This window comes from Sorangium sp. So ce295 (assembly GCF_051527405.1).
Classification (GTDB): Bacteria; Myxococcota_A; Polyangia; order Polyangiales; family Polyangiaceae; genus Sorangium; species Sorangium cellulosum_B.
In genome coordinates, this window is record NZ_CP150324.1 from 6,998,304 (window position 1) to 7,015,282 (window position 16,979).

General features: G+C 70.6%; 14 protein-coding genes and 1 pseudogene. 9 read left to right on the forward strand and 6 right to left on the reverse strand.

Features of this window, described 5'->3' with window-relative positions; genetic code table 11:
- Positions 1–430 precede the first annotated feature (430 nt).
- The 4 genes from WMF11_RS26450 to WMF11_RS26465 all read left to right on the forward strand — a co-directional run bounded on the left by WMF11_RS26450 (position 431) and on the right by WMF11_RS26465 (position 5,806).
- Positions 431–1,621, forward strand: a complete 1,191-nt coding sequence (locus WMF11_RS26450; RefSeq protein ID WP_437902083.1) for an STAS domain-containing protein — start codon at positions 431–433, stop codon at positions 1,619–1,621.
- Between the two features lie 31 nt (positions 1,622–1,652).
- Positions 1,653–2,981: a cytochrome P450 gene (locus WMF11_RS26455; protein ID WP_437972676.1), complete on the forward strand. Its 1,329-nt coding sequence runs from the start codon at positions 1,653–1,655 to the stop codon at positions 2,979–2,981.
- A 120-nt stretch (positions 2,982–3,101) separates the two neighbouring features.
- A complete protein-coding gene (locus WMF11_RS26460) occupies positions 3,102–4,637 on the forward strand; it encodes a hypothetical protein (RefSeq protein WP_437972677.1) in 1,536 nt (511 codons plus the stop codon).
- An 8-nt stretch (positions 4,638–4,645) separates the two neighbouring features.
- A complete protein-coding gene (locus tag WMF11_RS26465; protein ID WP_437972678.1) occupies positions 4,646–5,806 on the forward strand; it encodes a hypothetical protein in 1,161 nt (386 codons plus the stop codon).
- Positions 5,807–5,858: 52 nt separating this feature from the next.
- Here WMF11_RS26465 and WMF11_RS26470 read toward each other — a convergent pair whose 3' ends face one another.
- A complete protein-coding gene (locus WMF11_RS26470) occupies positions 5,859–6,782 on the reverse strand; it encodes a hypothetical protein (protein WP_437902087.1) in 924 nt (307 codons plus the stop codon).
- 367 nt (positions 6,783–7,149) lie between these two features.
- On the opposite strand from WMF11_RS26470, the gene WMF11_RS26475 reads away from it, so the two are divergent.
- Positions 7,150–8,181, forward strand: coding sequence for a tetratricopeptide repeat protein (locus tag WMF11_RS26475; protein ID WP_437972679.1), 1,032 nt, complete (start codon positions 7,150–7,152; stop codon positions 8,179–8,181).
- Positions 8,182–8,259: 78 nt separating this feature from the next.
- On the opposite strand, the gene WMF11_RS26480 is transcribed toward WMF11_RS26475, so the two are convergent.
- The 5 genes and pseudogenes from WMF11_RS26480 to WMF11_RS26500 all read right to left on the reverse strand — a co-directional run bounded on the left by WMF11_RS26480 (position 8,260) and on the right by WMF11_RS26500 (position 11,116).
- Complete coding sequence (locus WMF11_RS26480; RefSeq protein WP_437902089.1) at positions 8,260–8,796, reverse strand: hypothetical protein; 537 nt, start codon at positions 8,794–8,796, stop codon at positions 8,260–8,262.
- 438 nt (positions 8,797–9,234) lie between these two features.
- A complete protein-coding gene (locus WMF11_RS26485) occupies positions 9,235–9,945 on the reverse strand; it encodes an HPP family protein (RefSeq protein ID WP_437540732.1) in 711 nt (236 codons plus the stop codon).
- Between the two features lie 170 nt (positions 9,946–10,115).
- A pseudogene (locus WMF11_RS26490) lies at positions 10,116–10,409 on the reverse strand (short-chain dehydrogenase); the annotation flags it as partial.
- A gap of 111 nt (positions 10,410–10,520) precedes the next feature.
- The gene (locus WMF11_RS26495) at positions 10,521–10,943 is read right to left on the reverse strand and encodes a hypothetical protein (protein ID WP_437540735.1); all 423 of its coding nucleotides are present in this window, start codon (positions 10,941–10,943) and stop codon (positions 10,521–10,523) included.
- Entirely contained in the window at positions 10,940–11,116 is a 177-nt protein-coding gene (locus WMF11_RS26500; RefSeq protein ID WP_437972680.1) for a hypothetical protein, read from the reverse strand. The genes WMF11_RS26495 and WMF11_RS26500 overlap by 4 nt, the downstream gene beginning before the upstream one ends.
- A 517-nt stretch (positions 11,117–11,633) precedes the next feature.
- Here WMF11_RS26500 and WMF11_RS26505 point away from each other — a divergent pair.
- The 4 genes from WMF11_RS26505 to WMF11_RS26520 all read left to right on the forward strand — a co-directional run bounded on the left by WMF11_RS26505 (position 11,634) and on the right by WMF11_RS26520 (position 16,938).
- The gene (locus WMF11_RS26505; protein WP_437902090.1) at positions 11,634–12,542 is read left to right on the forward strand and encodes a family 2A encapsulin nanocompartment shell protein; all 909 of its coding nucleotides are present in this window, start codon (positions 11,634–11,636) and stop codon (positions 12,540–12,542) included.
- Positions 12,529–14,490: a family 2A encapsulin nanocompartment cargo protein cysteine desulfurase gene (locus tag WMF11_RS26510; RefSeq protein ID WP_437972681.1), complete on the forward strand. Its 1,962-nt coding sequence runs from the start codon at positions 12,529–12,531 to the stop codon at positions 14,488–14,490. Before WMF11_RS26505 ends, WMF11_RS26510 begins: the two co-directional genes overlap by 14 nt.
- Positions 14,491–14,678: 188 nt before the next feature.
- Positions 14,679–14,993: a rhodanese-like domain-containing protein gene (locus WMF11_RS26515; RefSeq protein WP_012237276.1), complete on the forward strand. Its 315-nt coding sequence runs from the start codon at positions 14,679–14,681 to the stop codon at positions 14,991–14,993.
- Positions 14,994–15,057: 64 nt separating this feature from the next.
- Positions 15,058–16,938, forward strand: coding sequence for a DUF885 domain-containing protein (locus WMF11_RS26520; RefSeq protein WP_437972682.1), 1,881 nt, complete (start codon positions 15,058–15,060; stop codon positions 16,936–16,938).
- Positions 16,939–16,979: the final 41 nt, after the last annotated feature.

A 16,979-nucleotide genomic window follows, 5' to 3' on the forward strand; every position in this document is an offset into this window, starting at 1 on the left:
GCACCGTCGTGAGGCACCGTCGTGAGGCACCGTCATGAGGCACCGTCATGAGGCACCGACGTGAGGCACCGTCATGATCTCGTCTGAATCCCCCTCGCCTCGCGAGCGCTTCCGGGCCGAACGGATTGAACAGCATCCTGGACGCCGATCACGAACACACATCGGGAATGGCCTTAGCGCGAGTTCCGGATCTACCCGGCCTCAGCCGGAGATGTGTGGCTTGTAATCTCCCAATGCAAGCTGGAACTCTCGCTGGGATCGAAGCGTTTGCACATCTCCGAGCGCTCGTCATCGCGCTCGCGGGTCCTGAGAGGGGTGAGTCTGCTGACGCCGATTCTTGGTCAAAATCATGCGCGATCCACGGCCCCTACGAACGAGGTGAGCACAGGTAGGAGGCCTGAATCGGGCTTGGGGGAGGGCAACATTCGTCATGACACAGCATTACACGAGTACACGCGACACGTGGGAGGCAGCCTATCTTTACTCCCCCGAGGCGCTGTTCGTAGCGAATGTCGATGGCACGCTGTCGCACTGGAGCGAGTCCTTCGGCCACACGGTCGGGCACGCGGCCACGCCGGGGACGGCGTTCTTCCAGCTCTTCCACGACGACGACCGGGAGGCGGCCCGGGCGAAGTGGTCCGGGCTTCTGGAGGCGACCGGGTCCGTGGAGCTCCGCGGGCGGGTGATGACGGCCGGGAACGTGTATGCGTCCTTCTCCTGCGTGCTGCGCAGAGCGCCGCACGGCCAGGCGGTCTACGGCTCGCTGCACGCGACGTCCGGCGCCGACGATCATCCCGCCGCCGAGCCCGGGAAGGGAGAGGACGCGGACATGCTCCGCGCCCTCTCCGACAACCTCCCTGTCATCGTCTGGTCATGCGACGCGGCGGGCGTCATCACCCGCCACGACGGGAAGGGCCTGGCGGGGCTCGGCCTCAAGCGGGGGCAGCTCGTCGGGACGAACCTCTTCGACGTCTTTGCCAACGCTCCCGAAGGCACGGAGAACGTGAGGAGGGCGCTCCGCGGGTCTCCCTCCCATTCCATGAGCCACGTCCCCGGCAACAACTCGTTCTGGGAGAACTGGATGGTGCCGATCCAGAGCCCGCTCGGAAACGTCGAGTCCGTGATCGGGCTCTCGCTCGACGTCTCGGAGGCGAAGAGAGCCGAAGAGGAGCTCCGACTACGGCTGTTGCAGATCCAGAAGCAGCAGGAGGTCATCGGCAAGCTCTCGACGCCCATCATCCAGGTCTGGGACGGGGTGGTCGCGCTGCCCATGGTCGGCGTCGTCGACAGCGCGAGGACCGCCGACGTCATGCAGAACTTGCTCGACGAGATCGTCCGCACCAGCGCGCGGTATGCCATCCTGGATCTCACGGGCGTCGAGATGGTGGACACGCAGGTGGCGAATCACCTGCTCAAGCTCGTGAACGCCATCCGGCTCCTCGGCGCGGACGGGATCATCTGCGGCATCAGGCCGTCGGTCGCGCAGACGATCGTCGAGCTGGGCCTCGATCTGAACAGCATGGTCACGCGGTCGAACCTGCGGGCTGGAATCATGTTCTGCATCAACCAGATGCGCCAGCTCGCGTCGGCGTCGGCGACGAGCGGCGCTTCGGGCCGCTGAGCCGCGGCCCCTCCCCTCCTGCTTGCGCGCCATGCTCTCCCTGGGTCGAACCGACCGAGACAGCTTCCCCACCGCGGCGGGAGAGCTGCCGGTGATCGGTCACCTGTCCGTCCTCCACCGGGACGCCGTCGGCCTGCTGCGCCGCAGCAGGAGCGCGCTGGGTCCGCTCTTCTGGGTCAACCTCGGGTTCGCGCAGCGCCGGCTCTTCTATGTCGGAGCCGACGCCCTCGATCTCCTGCGCGCGCCTGAGGTGGTCATGGACCATCCGGAGCACCTGAAGGGGATCGTGGGCCGCTCGATGGCTGCGCAGGACGGGCCCCTGCACCGGCACATGCGCTCGGCCATCAACCCCTCGTTCTCCCCTCAGGGGTTCGCCAAGGAGGCCTCCGCCACCATCGCCTCCGCGTTCGCCGCGAAGATCGATGCCTGGCTCCAGCAAGAGAGCTTCGCGGTCCATCCCGCCATGCGGGATCTGACCCTCGAGATCATCTTTCGAATCTGCGGGGTCCCGACAGAGGATGTGCGCGCCTGGAGCCGGGCCTATCGCGAGCTGTTCCTGGGTGTCTACCCGATCCCGGGTCGTCTGCCAGGCATGCCCGCGTACCGCTCGGCTCGTGCGCGCGCCTGGATAGACGACCACCTGCGGAAGCTCCTTGCGCTCGCTCGCGGGGGCGGCGCCGCGGGTTCCCTCGTCGAGATGCTCTCGAAGGCTCGCGACGACGAGGGCGTGCCCCTGTCGGACCAAGACATCGTCGACAACCTTCGCGCGATATTGCTCGCCGGGCACGAGACCAGCGCCTCCATCCTGGCCTGGATCGTCATCGTCCTGTCGCGCCGGAGCGAGGTGTGGAGCGCGCTCTGCGATGAGCACGCGGCCGCGCCGGACGCGTCCGTGCCCATGTCCGCGAGAGAGGCGGACCGGCTCCCCGTCGCCAACGCCATCTTCCGGGAAGTCCTGCGGATGTACACGCCGGTCTGGTCCATCTTCCGGACGGTCACCGAGGCGATCACGCTGAACGGTAAACGCGTCCCTCGAAATACGCCGCTGGCCCTCAGCCCCGCGCAATTCGGTTATGATTCATCGCTGTTCCCGGACCCCGATCGCTTCGATCTGAACCGCTGGAGAGATCGCTCGAGCCCGCCGGGTCCGCTGGAGCTGGCCGCGTTCGGCGGAGGGCCGCACTTCTGTCTTGGATACAACGTCGCTTGCATCGAGGCGCTCCAGCTTCAGTTCCTCCTCGTCCGGGCGTTGCGCCGCGCCGGGCTCGTTCCACACTTGGAGGGCGCTTCACCGAAGCACGTGTACTTCCCGACCGGGCATCCGACGGCCGCGACACGGGTCGCCTTTCGTCGGTGCTGAACGGGCAAAGATCGAGCGCCCATTGCATCGAGCCATCGGCCGCGATCTCCGACGGGATGACGCTGCTCACCATCAACACCGTCGCCGGCGGCAGCCGGCCCTCACCGGGTGGATCAGCACATGAACACCTCACCGCATTCGAGTCCTTCCGATCGCGCTCTGGCCGTTCTTCGCGAGCTCGTGGCGGACCTCGGGCGTGGCGGAGGTCTCGTCAGCCCGTCGGTGTACGACACCGCCACCGTGCTGATGTTCGATGTCTTTCCCGATGCCAGGGCGAGCATCATTCCATGGCTCCTGGATCAGCAGCGGTCGGATGGGGGCTGGGGGCTGTCATCGGTGCCGCGCGCGCGCGATCTCCCGACGCTGGCGTCGCTCGTGGCCCTCCATCCCTGCCGCGAGCTCATGCCGCAGGTGCGCCGCGCCTGCGAGGGGGGCCTTGCGTTCCTGCGCAACCAGGCAGCGCATTGGGGGACGTCCTTGCCGAACGACATCCCTGTCGGGCTGGAGCTGCTCATGCCCAGGCTCCTCGACCGGGCCTCCTCGCTCGGCCTCGGCGTCGATTGGGGCCCGTACAGGGCGCTCATTGCGCTCGGCGAGCGGCGCCGGGCCCTGATCGGCAAGGCCCGGCCCGCGGCCGGCAGCGCGGCTTCGCACTCGTGGGAAGGCTGGGGGAGCGGCCCCTCGCCCGACCTCCTCGACGTGAGCGGCGGCGTCGGGCACAGCCCCGCGGCCACGGCCGCCTGGCTTCACGCATCCCGGGACAAGGCCGGCCTCGCGGGCGCACGAGCGGCGGCGCGCGAGTACCTGCTTCGAGCGAGCGACGCGACCGAGGTCGGGATCCCCGGCGTCGTCCCCACGGTGTGGCCCATCCGCCGATTCGAGCAGACCTGGGTCCTGTATGCGCTGCGGGCCTTCGATCTCCTCGACCATCCCCGGCTCGGCGACGTGGCGCGGCCGCAGCTGCTCGACCTCGGCGCCGCGCTTCGCCCCGAGGGCGTCGGCATGAGCGACGCGTTCACGCAGGACGGCGACATCACCTCGACGGTCATCGCCACCTTGGGAGAGCTCGCCGCGCCCCGCGCCATCGAGACGCTGCGGCGCTTCGAGCGAGGCGGGATGTTCATCACGTACGCGAACGAGCTGCAACCCTCGCTCACGACCAATGCCCACGCGATGCACGCCCTCGCGTCCCGCGGGGAGAAGGCGTCGGAGCCGGCGCGGTACCTCCTCGAGCGTCAGCAGCCGGACGGGCGGTGGGTCGGCGACAAGTGGCACAGCTCCTGGCTGTACACGACAAGCCAGGTCATCCTGGCCCTCTCGCACGAGGGGCAGCTGCCCGCCGTGAAGCGCGGCGTGGAGGCGCTGCTGCGCGCCCAGCGCGGCGACGGCGGCTGGGGAGCCGGCGGCGCGCCCACCGCGGCAGAGACGGCCTACGCCGTGCTCGCGCTCCGCGCCGCCCGAAGGAACCGCGAGCTCGAATCGATGGCGCGGGGCGCCTGGCGACGGGGGCGCGACTGGCTGATGTCGAACCATGACGTCGGCGCCGGCCAGGAAGATCTCCGCTGGATCGGCAAGGAGCTGTATTGCCCGGCGCGGGTGGACCGCGCGTGGGTCCTCGGCGCGCTGCTCGTGTCGCAACCGTCATGGGAAAGCTAGACAATCTGATGGAAAGGACGTGGCAGAGCCACGTCTTCGGCGACTCCTACCCGACCGCCGTCGGCCGCCGCGCGCTCTCCGAGAGGATGCGCGCCGTCCACGCGTGTTTTCTCGAGAGGTTCCGCCCGATCGTCCAGGGCGCCTTACCCGACCTCGCTCCGGAGCACGTCGAGCGCGTCGTGCGCCAGATCGGCCCCAAGGCGACGGCGTTCTGCGCCGCCATCGCGATCGAAATCGAGGAGGTCGAGCGCCTCGCCGAGGTCTCCATCGTATTTGGACTCCTGTTCCTGTTCGATGGCCTGATGGATGACGGGGACCTGGCGATGGTGGCCGCGACGCACCTGTTCATCGAGGTTCACGCGCCGCGCCTGCACATTCCCGCGGCGAACGACGCGGAGCAGCTGGCGTCCGCCGTCCTCCGGAGCGAGCTCGACGCGGCCTTGGCGCCGCGCCCCGATCCTGCCCTCGTCGCGGCGCGCGCTCGACCTCTCGCGGAGGTGGCGCGCCTGCTGCGTCGCCTGAGCTCTCCCGAGGACGCGGGCGCGCTCATCGAGTCGCCCGTCGCCGGCTTCCTGAGCCATGGTTCCGCCATGCGGCAGCTCAGCCAGCGTTATCTCGAGCGCGAAGAGGGTGCGTTCTGGGACGAGCACGCCGACGATTTCGTCGCGCATGCGATCGGGAGCATTCAGACGGCCGGGACGGTCGCCGTCGTCTACAGCCTCTACCGGAGCGCGAGCCCCGAGCTCCCCACGATAGGACAGGTGCTGGCCGCCCCGGCGATCAGGCGCGTGTGCGAGCGGTTCGCCGACGCGGCTTCGCGCATCTTCGACGACGTGGGAGATCAGGACGTCGATGGGCGCTCGGGCGCCCGGGGCCGGTTCGATCTCAACCTCTTCAACCATCCGAACCGGAGGCTCGTCGAGGCCACCCTGCGGTTCGTCGGCGTCGATGACGAGGACGTCATCGCGGCGACGCTGCGCGACCTCGCCGCCGACGACAGCGCCGGGGATGGCCGCGTCGTCGAGCGATTCGTCGACGTCGTGCGCGGCGGCGTGGCGAGCTTGCCGGCGGAGTGCTGGCGCGACGCGGGCGTGTTCCTGATGCTCCTCAAGAGGATCATCGAGTCGGGCTACGTGAACACGCTGGGCGACGCTGCGCTCGCGGAGTGACGCCGCGGCGCCTGGCGCGCCGCCCGGCGGAGCGTCGCTGCCCAGGGGGCGCTCAGGAGAGCGCCCTCGCCATGGCGGCGATGCGCTCGGCGCCGGCGGGGCTGAGCTCGCCGAGCGCGCGGACGAAGCTCGGGTGGGTCATGCCCGAGCCGAGGAACGTCCAGCGGTAGGAGCGCTGCTGCGCCTCGAAGATCTCGGCCTTCTCGGCCTCGGCGAGCGTGCGGCCGGCGGCGCGCTCCAGGGCCTCGATGTCGAGCCTGGCCTGCGCGGCGAGGCCGCCGTCGAGCATCGTGCCGATGGATACGTAGTCGTCGAAGGCCCGGGCGATGCCCTCCGGCCCGGCCTCGCGGGCGAGCTTGGCGACGAGCAGCGTGTCGACTTTGGCGTGCTGGGCCTCCTCCATCCAGTGGTGGCGGAGCAGGCTCGAGAACTGCGGGTCGAGGCCCTCGGCGTCCCCCTCCTTGACGCTGTCGAGGTAGTGGCGCTGCGTCATCCACTCGAGGTGCAGGGTCACCATCGCGACGCCGAGCGCGCCGTGCTTCAGGATCGCCGCCGCGACGTCCTTCGCGGGGCCGATGGCCCCGCACTCCGCGCCGAAGCCGCGCGCGAACTCCGCGGAGAACCGGCGGAAGAGGTGGATATGCTTCGCCTCCTCGTCGGCGAACGTGACGAGCGCGCGCACCTCGACCGCGTCGGCTCCGTGGACCGCGGTGCGCGCCTGATCGAGCACGAACGGCAGGATGAACTCCTCCACGAAGCCAAAGAGGTAAAGATAGCTGTTGCCGCGGATCTGGTTGAGCAGGAGCTTCTCTCGCGCGCTCAGACAGCGGATCGACGCCGTGCCCGCGAGCGACTCCGGCAGGAAGGGCCTCGAGAAGTCGAGCTGCTTGTCGCCGCCGATGATGTCCTCGACGCGCCAGGTGATCTTGTGTGAATCCGCCAGGGCCGCCTCGTAGGTGTAGCTGTGCGTGAGCATGATTCCTCCCTTTCCTGGTCGAGCCGCTCGGCGTCGCGCGAAGAGCAGCAGAACGAGAGCACACGAGCGCTCGCCAGACGTCAAGGCGCGCCGGCGTCCGCCTACCCGCGCGCGGCCGCCAACCGCATCTCGTGCCATGTGGTCAATCCGCCTCTCCCTCATGCGCTCACCGCCCCCTGGCGCGCGCTCGCCGGATCGCCGATCCTCCCTGCCCCATGCCAGCCTCCACGATCGCCCTCCTGACCGGCGGCGCCGACAGCTCGTGAGCGCCTCCCCCGCGTCCGCCCCTCGCGCGGCGCGGCCGGCGCGGGGACAGGCCGCTGCGGGCGCCCGCGCCCTCCGCGAGCGCGCCCTCCTCCATCTCTCCATGGGCATGCTCGGCGAGGCCCGCTCGGATGCGGGCGAGGCGCTCGCGCTCGTCGAGCGGGAGCTCGGGCCCGCCGACCCGGAGGCAGCCGGCGCGCTGCTCGTGCACTGGCGGATCGCGGCGGCGTCCGGCGACCCTCCCGCCGCCGAGGCGCACGCGCGCCGCGCCGTCCTCGTGCTCGCGCGGGCGCGGCGGGGCGGCGAGGTCAAGCGGCTCCGCGTCCACGCATGGCTCGCCCTGGCCGCGACCGCGCGGCTCCAGGGGCGCTACGCAGACGCGGCGGCGCGCGCCCGCCACGCGCTCCGGCTGGCCGAGGCCGCCTTCGGCGCCCGCGACGTCGAGGTCGCCGCCTGCCTCAACGAGCTGGCGATGAGCTGCAAGTACCGCGCGCGCTTCGCCGAGGGGGCGCGGCTGTACCGCCGGGCGATCCGCGTCCTCGAGCGGGTGCACGGGCCGGATCACCCCGATCTCGCACCCCTGCTCCACAACCTCGGCGGGCTCGAGCACGCCCGCGGCCGGGCGGCCCGCGGAGAGCCGTTCGCGCGCCGCTCGGTGGCGCTGCGGGAGGCGGCGCTCGGGCCCGAGCACCCGCTCGTCGCCGAGGACGCGGCCGCGCTCGCGGCCATCCTCGACGCGCAGGGCAAGCGCGGCGAGGCGGCAGCGCTTTACCGGCGGGCGCTCGCCATCTTCGAGCGCGCGTACGGCCCCGCGCACCACGAGGTCGCCTTCACCACGAGCAACCTCGCCGCCCTCCTCTACGCCGAGGGCGAGCTCGACGCCGCAGCGCGCCTGTTCCGCAAGGCGATCGGGACGATGGAGGGGCTCCTGGGCCCGACCCACCCCGACCTGGCGATGGCGCTCAACAACCTCGGTGTGCTGCGCCTCCGGCAGGGCAAGCGGGCGTCGGCGCGCCGGCTGCTGGAGCGGGCGCTCTCCATCTACATGGCGACGCTCGGCCCAGGCCACCCGACGATCGCGGCCTGCCGGGAGAACCTGGCGGAGGCGGGTCATGCCGGCTCGATCGTGGCCTGACGAGCACCACGCCGCGCGGTCGCGGCGGATCGAAGCGTGGCGCGTCGCTGGCTCTGGCCCTCGGCGCCGCGCGACGGCTCACCGCGAGCGTCGCCTCGACGGCGCCGAGCCCGTGGTCCGCGCCTGCCGCGCGGCCTTGCGCCCGGCCCTCGGCTTCGCGCCGCCGGCCCGGAGGAGCGTGCCGTTGTGGTTGACGCCGATGGGGGCGACGGCGCTCAGATTGCTGCTGGCAAAGGGCGAGGACGGCCCTCCGCATGTGATGTTGAACGTCGCGGTATAGGTCCCCGGCGACCCTGGCGCAGTGAAGGACACGTCGACGTTCCGCTGGCCTTTGAAGGAGACCGGGCAGTTCGAGACGCCAAAGTGCTGGCTCGAGACGCTGCACTGGCAACCTGTGAGGGTCACCCCTTGGCTGTCCACGGTGACCGTGCGCCAGGCCGTGGTCTGCGGCTGAACTTGCCCAAAGTCACGGAGCGCCGGGCTGGACGCCAGCGCCTGCTCTGCCTCGCCGAGGGCGTCTTCGCCTCCCTCGTTCTCGACGCTCTCCACCACGCAGCCCGCGGTTCCCAGGCTTGCGAGCAGCAGCGTCCCGACCATCACACATGAATGTTTCACAAAACCTCCGTCGCTGGACTCCCCACATGACGTGCGGGGCCCCGAAGCAACGACCAAGGCAGCGATCGCCGCCGGGCCGGGCCCCAGGGCCCCTGGCGGAGCGGCCCAGCAACCGGTGCGCCAGCGCCCGGGAAACCACGACCTCTCCGCTGCAGCCGCTCGACGTCGATCTCCGCGGCCCGAACGGGCGGCGGATCCTGCCGAATCGGGCCCTTTCGTTGGACGCGCGGGAGCTCGGAGCCCAACCCCATCTCCGATGGGCGACCGTGACATGTCACGATCGCGGCGTGACATGTCACGCCGCGATCGTGACATGTCACACCGCGATCGTGACATCGCAGACAGACGCGGCGCGACGCGCGACGAGGCGCCCTGCTGGCATGGAGCGACGACGCGAGTCGCCCGTCCTCGGCCGCCCGGCAACGGGAGGCCCTTGGATCAAGGAGGAGGCGGAGGCGGCGGATCCTGCTCCGGACGCGCCTGCCGCGGGGCCCACAGCGGGTAGTCGACGCCGGCGAGGCGATTGATGACGATGGCCTGGAGCGTGAGCAGGACGACCCCGCCGAGGAGCACGAGGAGCATCGGGGGCCGGGACAGGATGCCCAGCGAGACGATGAGCGTGGTCGCGCCCGCGGGAGGGTGTGGCGCGCGGGCGAGCACCATGAGGCCGGCCGTGAGCCCCAGCGAGAGCGCCGCGGCGATGGCGCGCGGCAGGGTCACCCCGGTCGCTGTCGCCGGACCTGCGTGCGTGAGCCCGGTGACGAGCAGGCTCATGTACGCTACCGCGATGCCGATGCTGTGCCCAACGATGGTGGTGCGCGGCGCGGCCGACGCCGCCGTGGGAGTGTAAAAGAACAGGAAGGCCGTTGGCCCGAGCGACGGAAAGACGAAGGGCGACTTCGTCACCACGGCGAGGGCCGCCATCAGACCGATGCTCACGAACCCGTTCACGCAGCTGAAGACCGCGAGCACCGGTATCTTGGCGTAGCGCTGGAGGAGCCACGGGAGCCTGAGGCGCGTGAAGATGCCGCGCACCACGTCCGTCATCTCGCCGCCGAGCGGGTGCCGCGGCGAGATCGGGCCGTAACCGCGCCCGTTTCCCCACAGCTCCGCCGCCGCGGGGGTCGATTGCCTGTCTCTCTCTGTCATCCTTCGTTCCTTGCGGGCGGGCCGCGCCTCCACGCGGCGCGCGCCCGCCTCCGCGTCTGCACGCTCGCCGGCGGGCGCCACGGCCGGCGCACCACGATTCTACCCCCGGGCTCCGCGGGATGGATCGGGGATCTCGCCCGGCGCGCTCGGGCCCGCCGCCCAGGGCAGGGTCAGAACTTCTCCACCGACGGGCGCACGTCGATCTCGTGGGTCCAGGCGCTCGGCGCCTGGGCGTGGAGCTGGAAGTAGGTCTCTGCCAGCGCCTCCGGCGATAGCAGGGTGTCGGCCTTCCTCCCGGGCACCATCGCGCGCACCCGCGGGGTGTCGATCAGCCCGTCGATGACGACGTGCGCCACGTGGATGCCGCGCGGGCCGAGCTCGCGCGCGAGCGACTGCGCGACGGCCCGCAGGCCGAACTTGCCGACGGCGAGGGACGCGAAGCGGGCTCCGCCGCGGAGCGAGGCCCCTCGCGCCGGCGAACCGCGGCAGCGTATAGCCTGTCCTGGCCCGCACGAACGACACATGCCGGCCGAGCTCGTCCCCGGCTCGGTCCGGAGGTCAGCCCCCCGGAGGAGCTACGGGCTCCCCGGCGCATCCCTCCACTGCCGCACGAAGAACGGCCATGCGTCGTGGAGGTACAGGCCGAAGGGGATCCACCAGACGAGATCGTTCGTCAAGCAGAGGACGGCGGACCGAGGCGGCCACTGCCCGGTGGCGAGCAGCGCCGCGAGGCCGATCGGCCCGAGCACCTTGCCGAGCAGGCCGACGCCTGCAAGGAGGAACCCGCGCTCGGGCGCGCGCGCGACCTCCGCGTAGAGGATGGCGTACACCCCGACGACCATCCCCAGACAGGCGAAGATCTGCGGGTGATTGAGGGGTTCCATGCCCGCGAAGCGAAAGAGCCATTGCGGGTCGGCGGCGGCGTAGAGCCCCCAGCAGGCGTTGTAGAGGGCAGCCAGCGCGAAGACGGCGCGGTGCAGGCGGCGGCGGGGGATCATCGCGGGGCGACCTCGGCGGAAGGCCGGCGCTCATACACCGCGCCGGCGCCGGGCACGAGCCGGATCTCGCCCGCGACGAGCGCGCCCTCGACGACGCGACGGAGGCGCAGGAGCGGCGTGCGGCCGATGGATTCTGCGTTGTCTTCGAACCAGCCGCGTGTGACGTTCGACATGGGCCCTCTGGGGTGCGACGGCATGCCTCCGCGTCCTCGATGTCCGAGGACGTCGAGCGGGCAGCGAACGCCGCGCTTGATTACCAGCGGATGCTCATCCAACATAACGGACAAAATCCGCCAAGCGCTTTGTGCGCTGCCGGAGACGGTGGCCGCTCAGGGGTCGGTTGCTCGGGGCCGGCGCTCCATCGCCTGACTCCTATCTTTCATGTCGGACGCTATCGCAACAACGCCGCAACGACACCGCAACAACGCCGCAACACCCGTGAGCCTCGACCTCGGCTGACGTCCGCCGGTGTCGCCATCCGCCGCGGCGCGTGCTGCTGCGCTCCACCATTACGGAAAAAGCTCCGCTTTACAGGAGTCCAGCATGCTGGAAAGCACATCTGCTTTACAGGAGGAAAGCGCCCAGGGCGCCACGAGCGCCATTGCGGCAACGTAGGAAGAAGCTGTAGTAATGGCTCAGCTTTGGCGTAGCTCTCCCCCCACTCGTCAAAGCTCGAGGAAAAGCCCTGCCATGACAAACCACGAAAGCCATTTGCTTGGCGAGCGCGCCGCAAGGCAACACGCCAACACGAGCAAGACGCCGCCCCAGTGGGCCGGTTCCACCCCGCGTTGGCTCGTGCAGCTGCTCCCCTGGACGCCCGTCGAAGCAGGCGTGTACCGCCTCAACCGGGTCTGCAGCAACGATTTCGCGGTCGATTGCAGCCCGGATGACGCGGCCGAGCTGCCCGTGGCGCGCATCCACTATGAAGAGCAGCCGCGCGAATACGTGCTCAACACGGTGACAACGACGATCCAGGTGCACACCCGGATCTCCGACCTGTTCCGCAGCCCGATGGATCAGGTGAAAGAGCAGCTCACCGTCCTCGTCGAGAAGCTCAAGGAGAAGCAAGAGGACGAGCTGATCAACAACGGCAACTACGGCCTGCTGAACAGCGTGCACGAGAGCATGCGGATCAAGCCGCGCGGCGCCGGCCCCACGCCGGACGATCTCGATGAGCTGATCACGAAGGTGTGGAAGGAGCCCGCCTTTTTCCTGGCGCACCCGCGGGCCATCGCGGCGTTCGGTCGCGAATGCACGAAGCGCGGTGTTCCGCCGCCGACGGTGACCCTGTTCGGCTCGCCGTTCCTCACCTGGCGCGGCCTCCCGCTCATCCCCACCGACAAGCTGCACCTCGCGGGCAACAAGACCGATATCCTCCTGGTCCGCACCGGCGAGAAGAAGCGCGGTGTCGTGGGCCTGTTCCAGCCGGGGATCCAGGGCGAGGTGAGCCCGAGCCTGTCGATTCGCTTCATGGGCATCAACCAGCTCGGGGCTGCCTCGTACCTCGCGTCCCTCTATTGCTCGGCGGCGGTTCTGACCGAAGATGCGCTCGGCGTGCTCGAGGGCGTCCAGGTGGACAGCTACTATGAGTACAAGTGAGATCCAGACAGCGGATCTCCAGGGTGCTCTGCCGCAGGTGACCCGCGCCGTAGGGAGCTCTGGGATCGCGCCCTTGAACGTGCCGCTCTCGGCGCCGGGCGGCGCGCCGGCGCCCGCTGTCGCCAGCTTCGACCCCGCCTCCCTGGCCGCGGTGATCGCGCAGCTCGCGAACGAGATGCTCGGCGCGCCGGTCAATCAGGGGGCGGCTGCGCAGCCGGCGCCGCTGCCTGGCGCCGCGCCGTCGCAGTCGCCCGTCCCGCACCTGGCGGCGGCTGGCGCGGCGCCGGCACCTGTACCGGGACCGTCCGCGGCGGCGGCCCCCGTGTACCCCGGGTCGGCCCCCGCCTACTCCGGCTCTGTCCCCGCCTACTCCGGCTCTGTTCCCCCCTATTCCGGCGCGGCGCTGCCGGCTCCCGGCTCGGTCCTCGCTTCTTCCGGCGCGACGCCCGCCTTCCCCGGCGAGGTGTCGCTGCCGGACTCGACGGTGCGCGCCGGGTTCGTCCGCGTCCCGCTCGTGGGCTCCGATCCGCTGAGCCTGGGAGCGGCCGACGAGGTGCTCCGCATCCGGGTGCTGGGCGATCTCGCGGGCCGCGACGCCGACCCGTACTTCGTGCCCGGCGCGCCCGCGCTGGGCATCGAGTCGCCGGTCGGCCCTCCCCAGGTCGAAGCGCACGAGATCCGCGCCGTGGATCCGGCGCTGGTCCGCGGCGTCAGCGGCTCGGCCGGCATCCTGGACCCGCACGCGATCCGCCGCGACTTCCCCATCCTCGAGGAGCGGGTCCACAACAAGCGGCTCGTCTGGCTCGACAACGCGGCGACGACCCAGAAGCCCCGGGCCGTCATCGATCGGCTCTCGTACTTCTACGAGCACGAGAACTCGAACATCCACCGCGCGGCGCACGCGCTCGCGGCCCGCGCGACGGACGCGTACGAGGCGGCGCGCGAGGCGACGCGCCGCTTCATCAACGCCCCGTCCACGCGCGAGATCGTGTTCGTGCGCGGCACCACCGAGGGGATCAACCTGATCGCCCAGAGCTGGGGCCGGAGGAACGTGGGTCCGGGCGACGAGATCGTCATCACGTGGCTCGAGCACCACGCCAACATCGTGCCGTGGCAGCAGCTCTGCTCCGAGAAGGGCGCCAGGCTCCGTGTCGCTCCGGTGGACGACCGGGGCCAGGTGATCCTCGAGGAGTACGAGAAGCTGCTCGGCCCGCGGACGCGCATCGTCTCGATCACGCAGGTCTCGAACGCGCTCGGCACCATCACGCCCGCCCGCGAGATGGTGGCGATGGCGCACCGGCACGGCGCGCGCGTGGTCGTGGACGGCGCGCAAGCGGTGTCCCACATGCGCGCGGACGTGCAGCTGCTCGACTGCGACTTCTACGTGTTCTCGGGCCACAAGGTGTTCGGTCCCACGGGCATCGGCGCCGTGTTCGGCAAGAGCGAGGTGCTCGACGCGATGCCGCCCTGGCAGGGCGGCGGCAACATGATCGCGGACGTCACCTTCGAGCGGACGATCTACCATCCGCCGCCCGCGCGCTTCGAGGCCGGCACCGGCAACATCGCGGACGCGGTCGGCCTCGGGGCCGCGCTCGACTACGTGACGCGGATCGGGATCGAGAACATCGGCCGCTACGAGCACGAGCTGCTCCACTACGCCACCCACGCCCTCGCGACCGTCCCCGGGCTGCGGCTCATCGGCACCGCGGCCGACAAGGCGGGCGTGCTCTCCTTCGTCCTCGATGGGCAGCGCACCGAGGACGTGGGCGGAGCGCTCGACCGGGAGGGTATCGCGGTGCGCTCGGGCCACCACTGCGCGCAGCCCATCCTGCGCCGCTTCGGCCTGGAGAGCACCGTGCGCGCGTCGCTCGCCCCCTACAACACCTGCGAGGACATCGACGCGCTGGTTGACGCGCTGCATCGAATCCAGATCGGGAGGTCGCGCTGACCGGCCGCCCGGCGGCTGTCCGTTGAGACGGACGCCGCCGGGCTCTCTGCCAGCCGCCCTCGCCGTCCAACCCGCTGGCTGGATCCTCGAAACAGGCTGAACACATGGGATTTCGCAGGTTTTCGTCTCGACGGCGAACTTGTGTCCCCCGGGTTGCCACTGTCGGACGCGTCCGTTATAATGGACGGATGATCCAGACGATATCGCCCAGGGACGCGGACGAGCTCATCAAGAGCGGCGAGGTGGACGTTGTGGATGTGCGTGAGCCACGCGAGTGGTCGGTCGGACACGTGCCGCACGCGCGGCTGGTGCCCCTCGATCAACTGAGAGCGGATCCGCAGCGGGCCCTGCCGCGCGATCGGGTGGTGTTCGTGTGCGCGAAGGGCGCCCGCAGCCTGACGGCGGCGAAGCTCGCCGAGCGGCTCGGGTTGAACCAGCTCTACAACCTGGATGGCGGCACGAGCGGCTGGGTGAAGGCGGGGCTTCCGCTCGAGCACAGCTGAGCTGGGCTCGCGCCGGCCGCATTTGCCCCGCGTTGCGGCTGGCGCGCAGCGGCGCCGTCGCAAGATGTGCGGCATGACCCTGCGCGCACTTCGCACCTTCGTCCTCGTCCCCCTGTTCGCCGCTGCGTGCGCCCGAGGCGCCCCGCCTCTTGCCGCCGCGCCGGCTCCCCTGCCCTCGCCGGCGCCCTCGGAGGCCGCGAGCACCGCGCCCGCCGCGCGCTCGGCACCTGCAGCGGCCCGGCGACTCCCCGCCTGGGTCGAGCGCAGCAACGAGCACGCAAAGGTCCTCCTCGACGTGCTCGTCCGGTTCTCGCCGGAGCGCGCCGGAGCTCTGGGGATCGAGCGCGCGGATCGGGAGATCGCGGATCTCTCGCCCGGGGTCGAGGCGCAGAGACGCGCGGCCTTCCGCGCGGCCATCGTGGAGCTCCAGAAACGGCGAGAGACCGAGAAGGACCCGGCGGTCGCCGAAGATCTGCAGATCTTGCTGGACGCCGCGGACCGGGCCGTTCGCAGCTCGGAGCTCGCGGAGAAATACAGCGTCACCTACGTGCACGTCACAGGGCTCGTGTTCGACGGCATCTCGAACCTCCTGGACGACCGGGTATCCCCGGCGCGGCGGGCTGCGGCCCGCACGCGCCTCCGGCGTTATGCCGGCATGGAGGCGGGCTATGTGCCCATCGCCGAGCAGGCCATGGCCAGGCTCCTCCAGGACCTCGAGAAGCCCGGATTGCTCGCCCCGCCCAGGATGGAGATCGAGCGGCACCTCGCCACGAATGCCCGCGTGCGGGAGGGCATCGGTGAGCTGTTCAGGAAATACGGCATCAGCGGCCATGACGAGCCGCTCGCGGCGCTGAATCGCCAGCTCGAGGCGTACGACGCGGCGCTGCGCAGCGACGTGCTCCCCCGGGCGCGGACCGACTTCGCGTTGCCGCGGCCGCTCTATGCGTTCGCGCTCGAGTCGTACGGCGTCGATCTGCCGCCCGCCGAGCTGGCGCCCCTGGCCCACGCCGCCTTCGAGGATCTGACGGCGCAGATGCAGGAGCTCTCGAGCTCGGTCGCCAGGACGCGCAAGCTGCCAGGCGCGGATTACCGCGACGTGCTCCGCGCCCTGAAGAAAGAGCAGCTGGTGGGCGAGGCCATCTTGCCGCATTACAAGGCGCGGCTGGCCCAGATAGAGGACATCATCAGGAAAGAGCGCCTCGTCACGCTGCCCGAGCGGCCCGCGCGCATCCGTCTCGGCACCGCCGCCGAGAGCGCCGAGACGCCGGCGCCGCACCTGCGGCCGCCGCGGCTGCTCGGCAACCAGGGGGAAGTGGGGGAGTTCGTGTTGCCGCTCAGCCTCCCCGGCGCTCCCGGCGCCGCGGAGGATCTGCAGAAGGTCGACGACTTCACCCATGCAGCGGCGTCGTGGACGCTCACCGCCCACGAGGCGCGCCCCGGACACGAGCTCCAGTTCGCCTCGCTCGTCGAGCGCGGCGTCTCGATCGCCCGGGCGGTCTTCGCGATGAACAGCGCCAACGTCGAGGGGTGGGGGCTGTACTCCGAGGCCCTCGTGTTCCCGTTCATGCCGCCCGAAGGTCAGCTCGTCTCGCTGCAATACCGCCTTCTGCGGGCCGCGCGCGCCTTCCTGGACCCGGAGCTCCAGGCCGGCAAGATCACGCCTGAGGCCGCGCGCGCCTTCCTGGAGCAGGAAGTGGTGCTGTCGGCGCCGTTCGCTCGGTCCGAGGTGGAGCGCTACACGTTCCGCTCGCCGGGACAGGCGACATCGTATTTCTACGGGTTCATCCGGCTGATGGAGCTCCGGGCAGAGGTCGAGTCCATGATGGGCCCTCGCCTCGATGCGCAGCGATTTCACGATTTCGTGCTCGCCCAGGGGATCCTGCCGCCGGAGCTGCTGCGCAAGGCCGTGTTCGAGCGATTCGTCGGGGATCAGCCGGCGCGCTGAGCGAGGAAGAGCGAGCGAGAGCGGCCTCGATCCAGCGCGGC

Coding starts and splice junctions, on each gene's coding strand:
- WMF11_RS26450 (WP_437902083.1), top strand. CDS start 431: ATGACACAGCATTACACGAGTACACGCGACACGTGGGAGGCAGCCTAT.
- WMF11_RS26455 (WP_437972676.1), top strand. CDS start 1,653: ATGCTCTCCCTGGGTCGAACCGACCGAGACAGCTTCCCCACCGCGGCG.
- WMF11_RS26460 (WP_437972677.1), top strand. CDS start 3,102: ATGAACACCTCACCGCATTCGAGTCCTTCCGATCGCGCTCTGGCCGTT.
- WMF11_RS26465 (WP_437972678.1), top strand. CDS start 4,646: ATGGAAAGGACGTGGCAGAGCCACGTCTTCGGCGACTCCTACCCGACC.
- WMF11_RS26470 (WP_437902087.1), bottom strand. CDS start 6,782: ATGCTCACGCACAGCTACACCTACGAGGCGGCCCTGGCGGATTCACAC.
- WMF11_RS26475 (WP_437972679.1), top strand. CDS start 7,150: ATGGGCATGCTCGGCGAGGCCCGCTCGGATGCGGGCGAGGCGCTCGCG.
- WMF11_RS26485 (WP_437540732.1), bottom strand. CDS start 9,945: ATGACAGAGAGAGACAGGCAATCGACCCCCGCGGCGGCGGAGCTGTGG.
- WMF11_RS26495 (WP_437540735.1), bottom strand. CDS start 10,943: ATGATCCCCCGCCGCCGCCTGCACCGCGCCGTCTTCGCGCTGGCTGCC.
- WMF11_RS26500 (WP_437972680.1), bottom strand. CDS start 11,116: ATGTCGAACGTCACACGCGGCTGGTTCGAAGACAACGCAGAATCCATC.
- WMF11_RS26505 (WP_437902090.1), top strand. CDS start 11,634: ATGACAAACCACGAAAGCCATTTGCTTGGCGAGCGCGCCGCAAGGCAA.
- WMF11_RS26510 (WP_437972681.1), top strand. CDS start 12,529: ATGAGTACAAGTGAGATCCAGACAGCGGATCTCCAGGGTGCTCTGCCG.
- WMF11_RS26515 (WP_012237276.1), top strand. CDS start 14,679: ATGATCCAGACGATATCGCCCAGGGACGCGGACGAGCTCATCAAGAGC.
- WMF11_RS26520 (WP_437972682.1), top strand. CDS start 15,058: ATGTGCGGCATGACCCTGCGCGCACTTCGCACCTTCGTCCTCGTCCCC.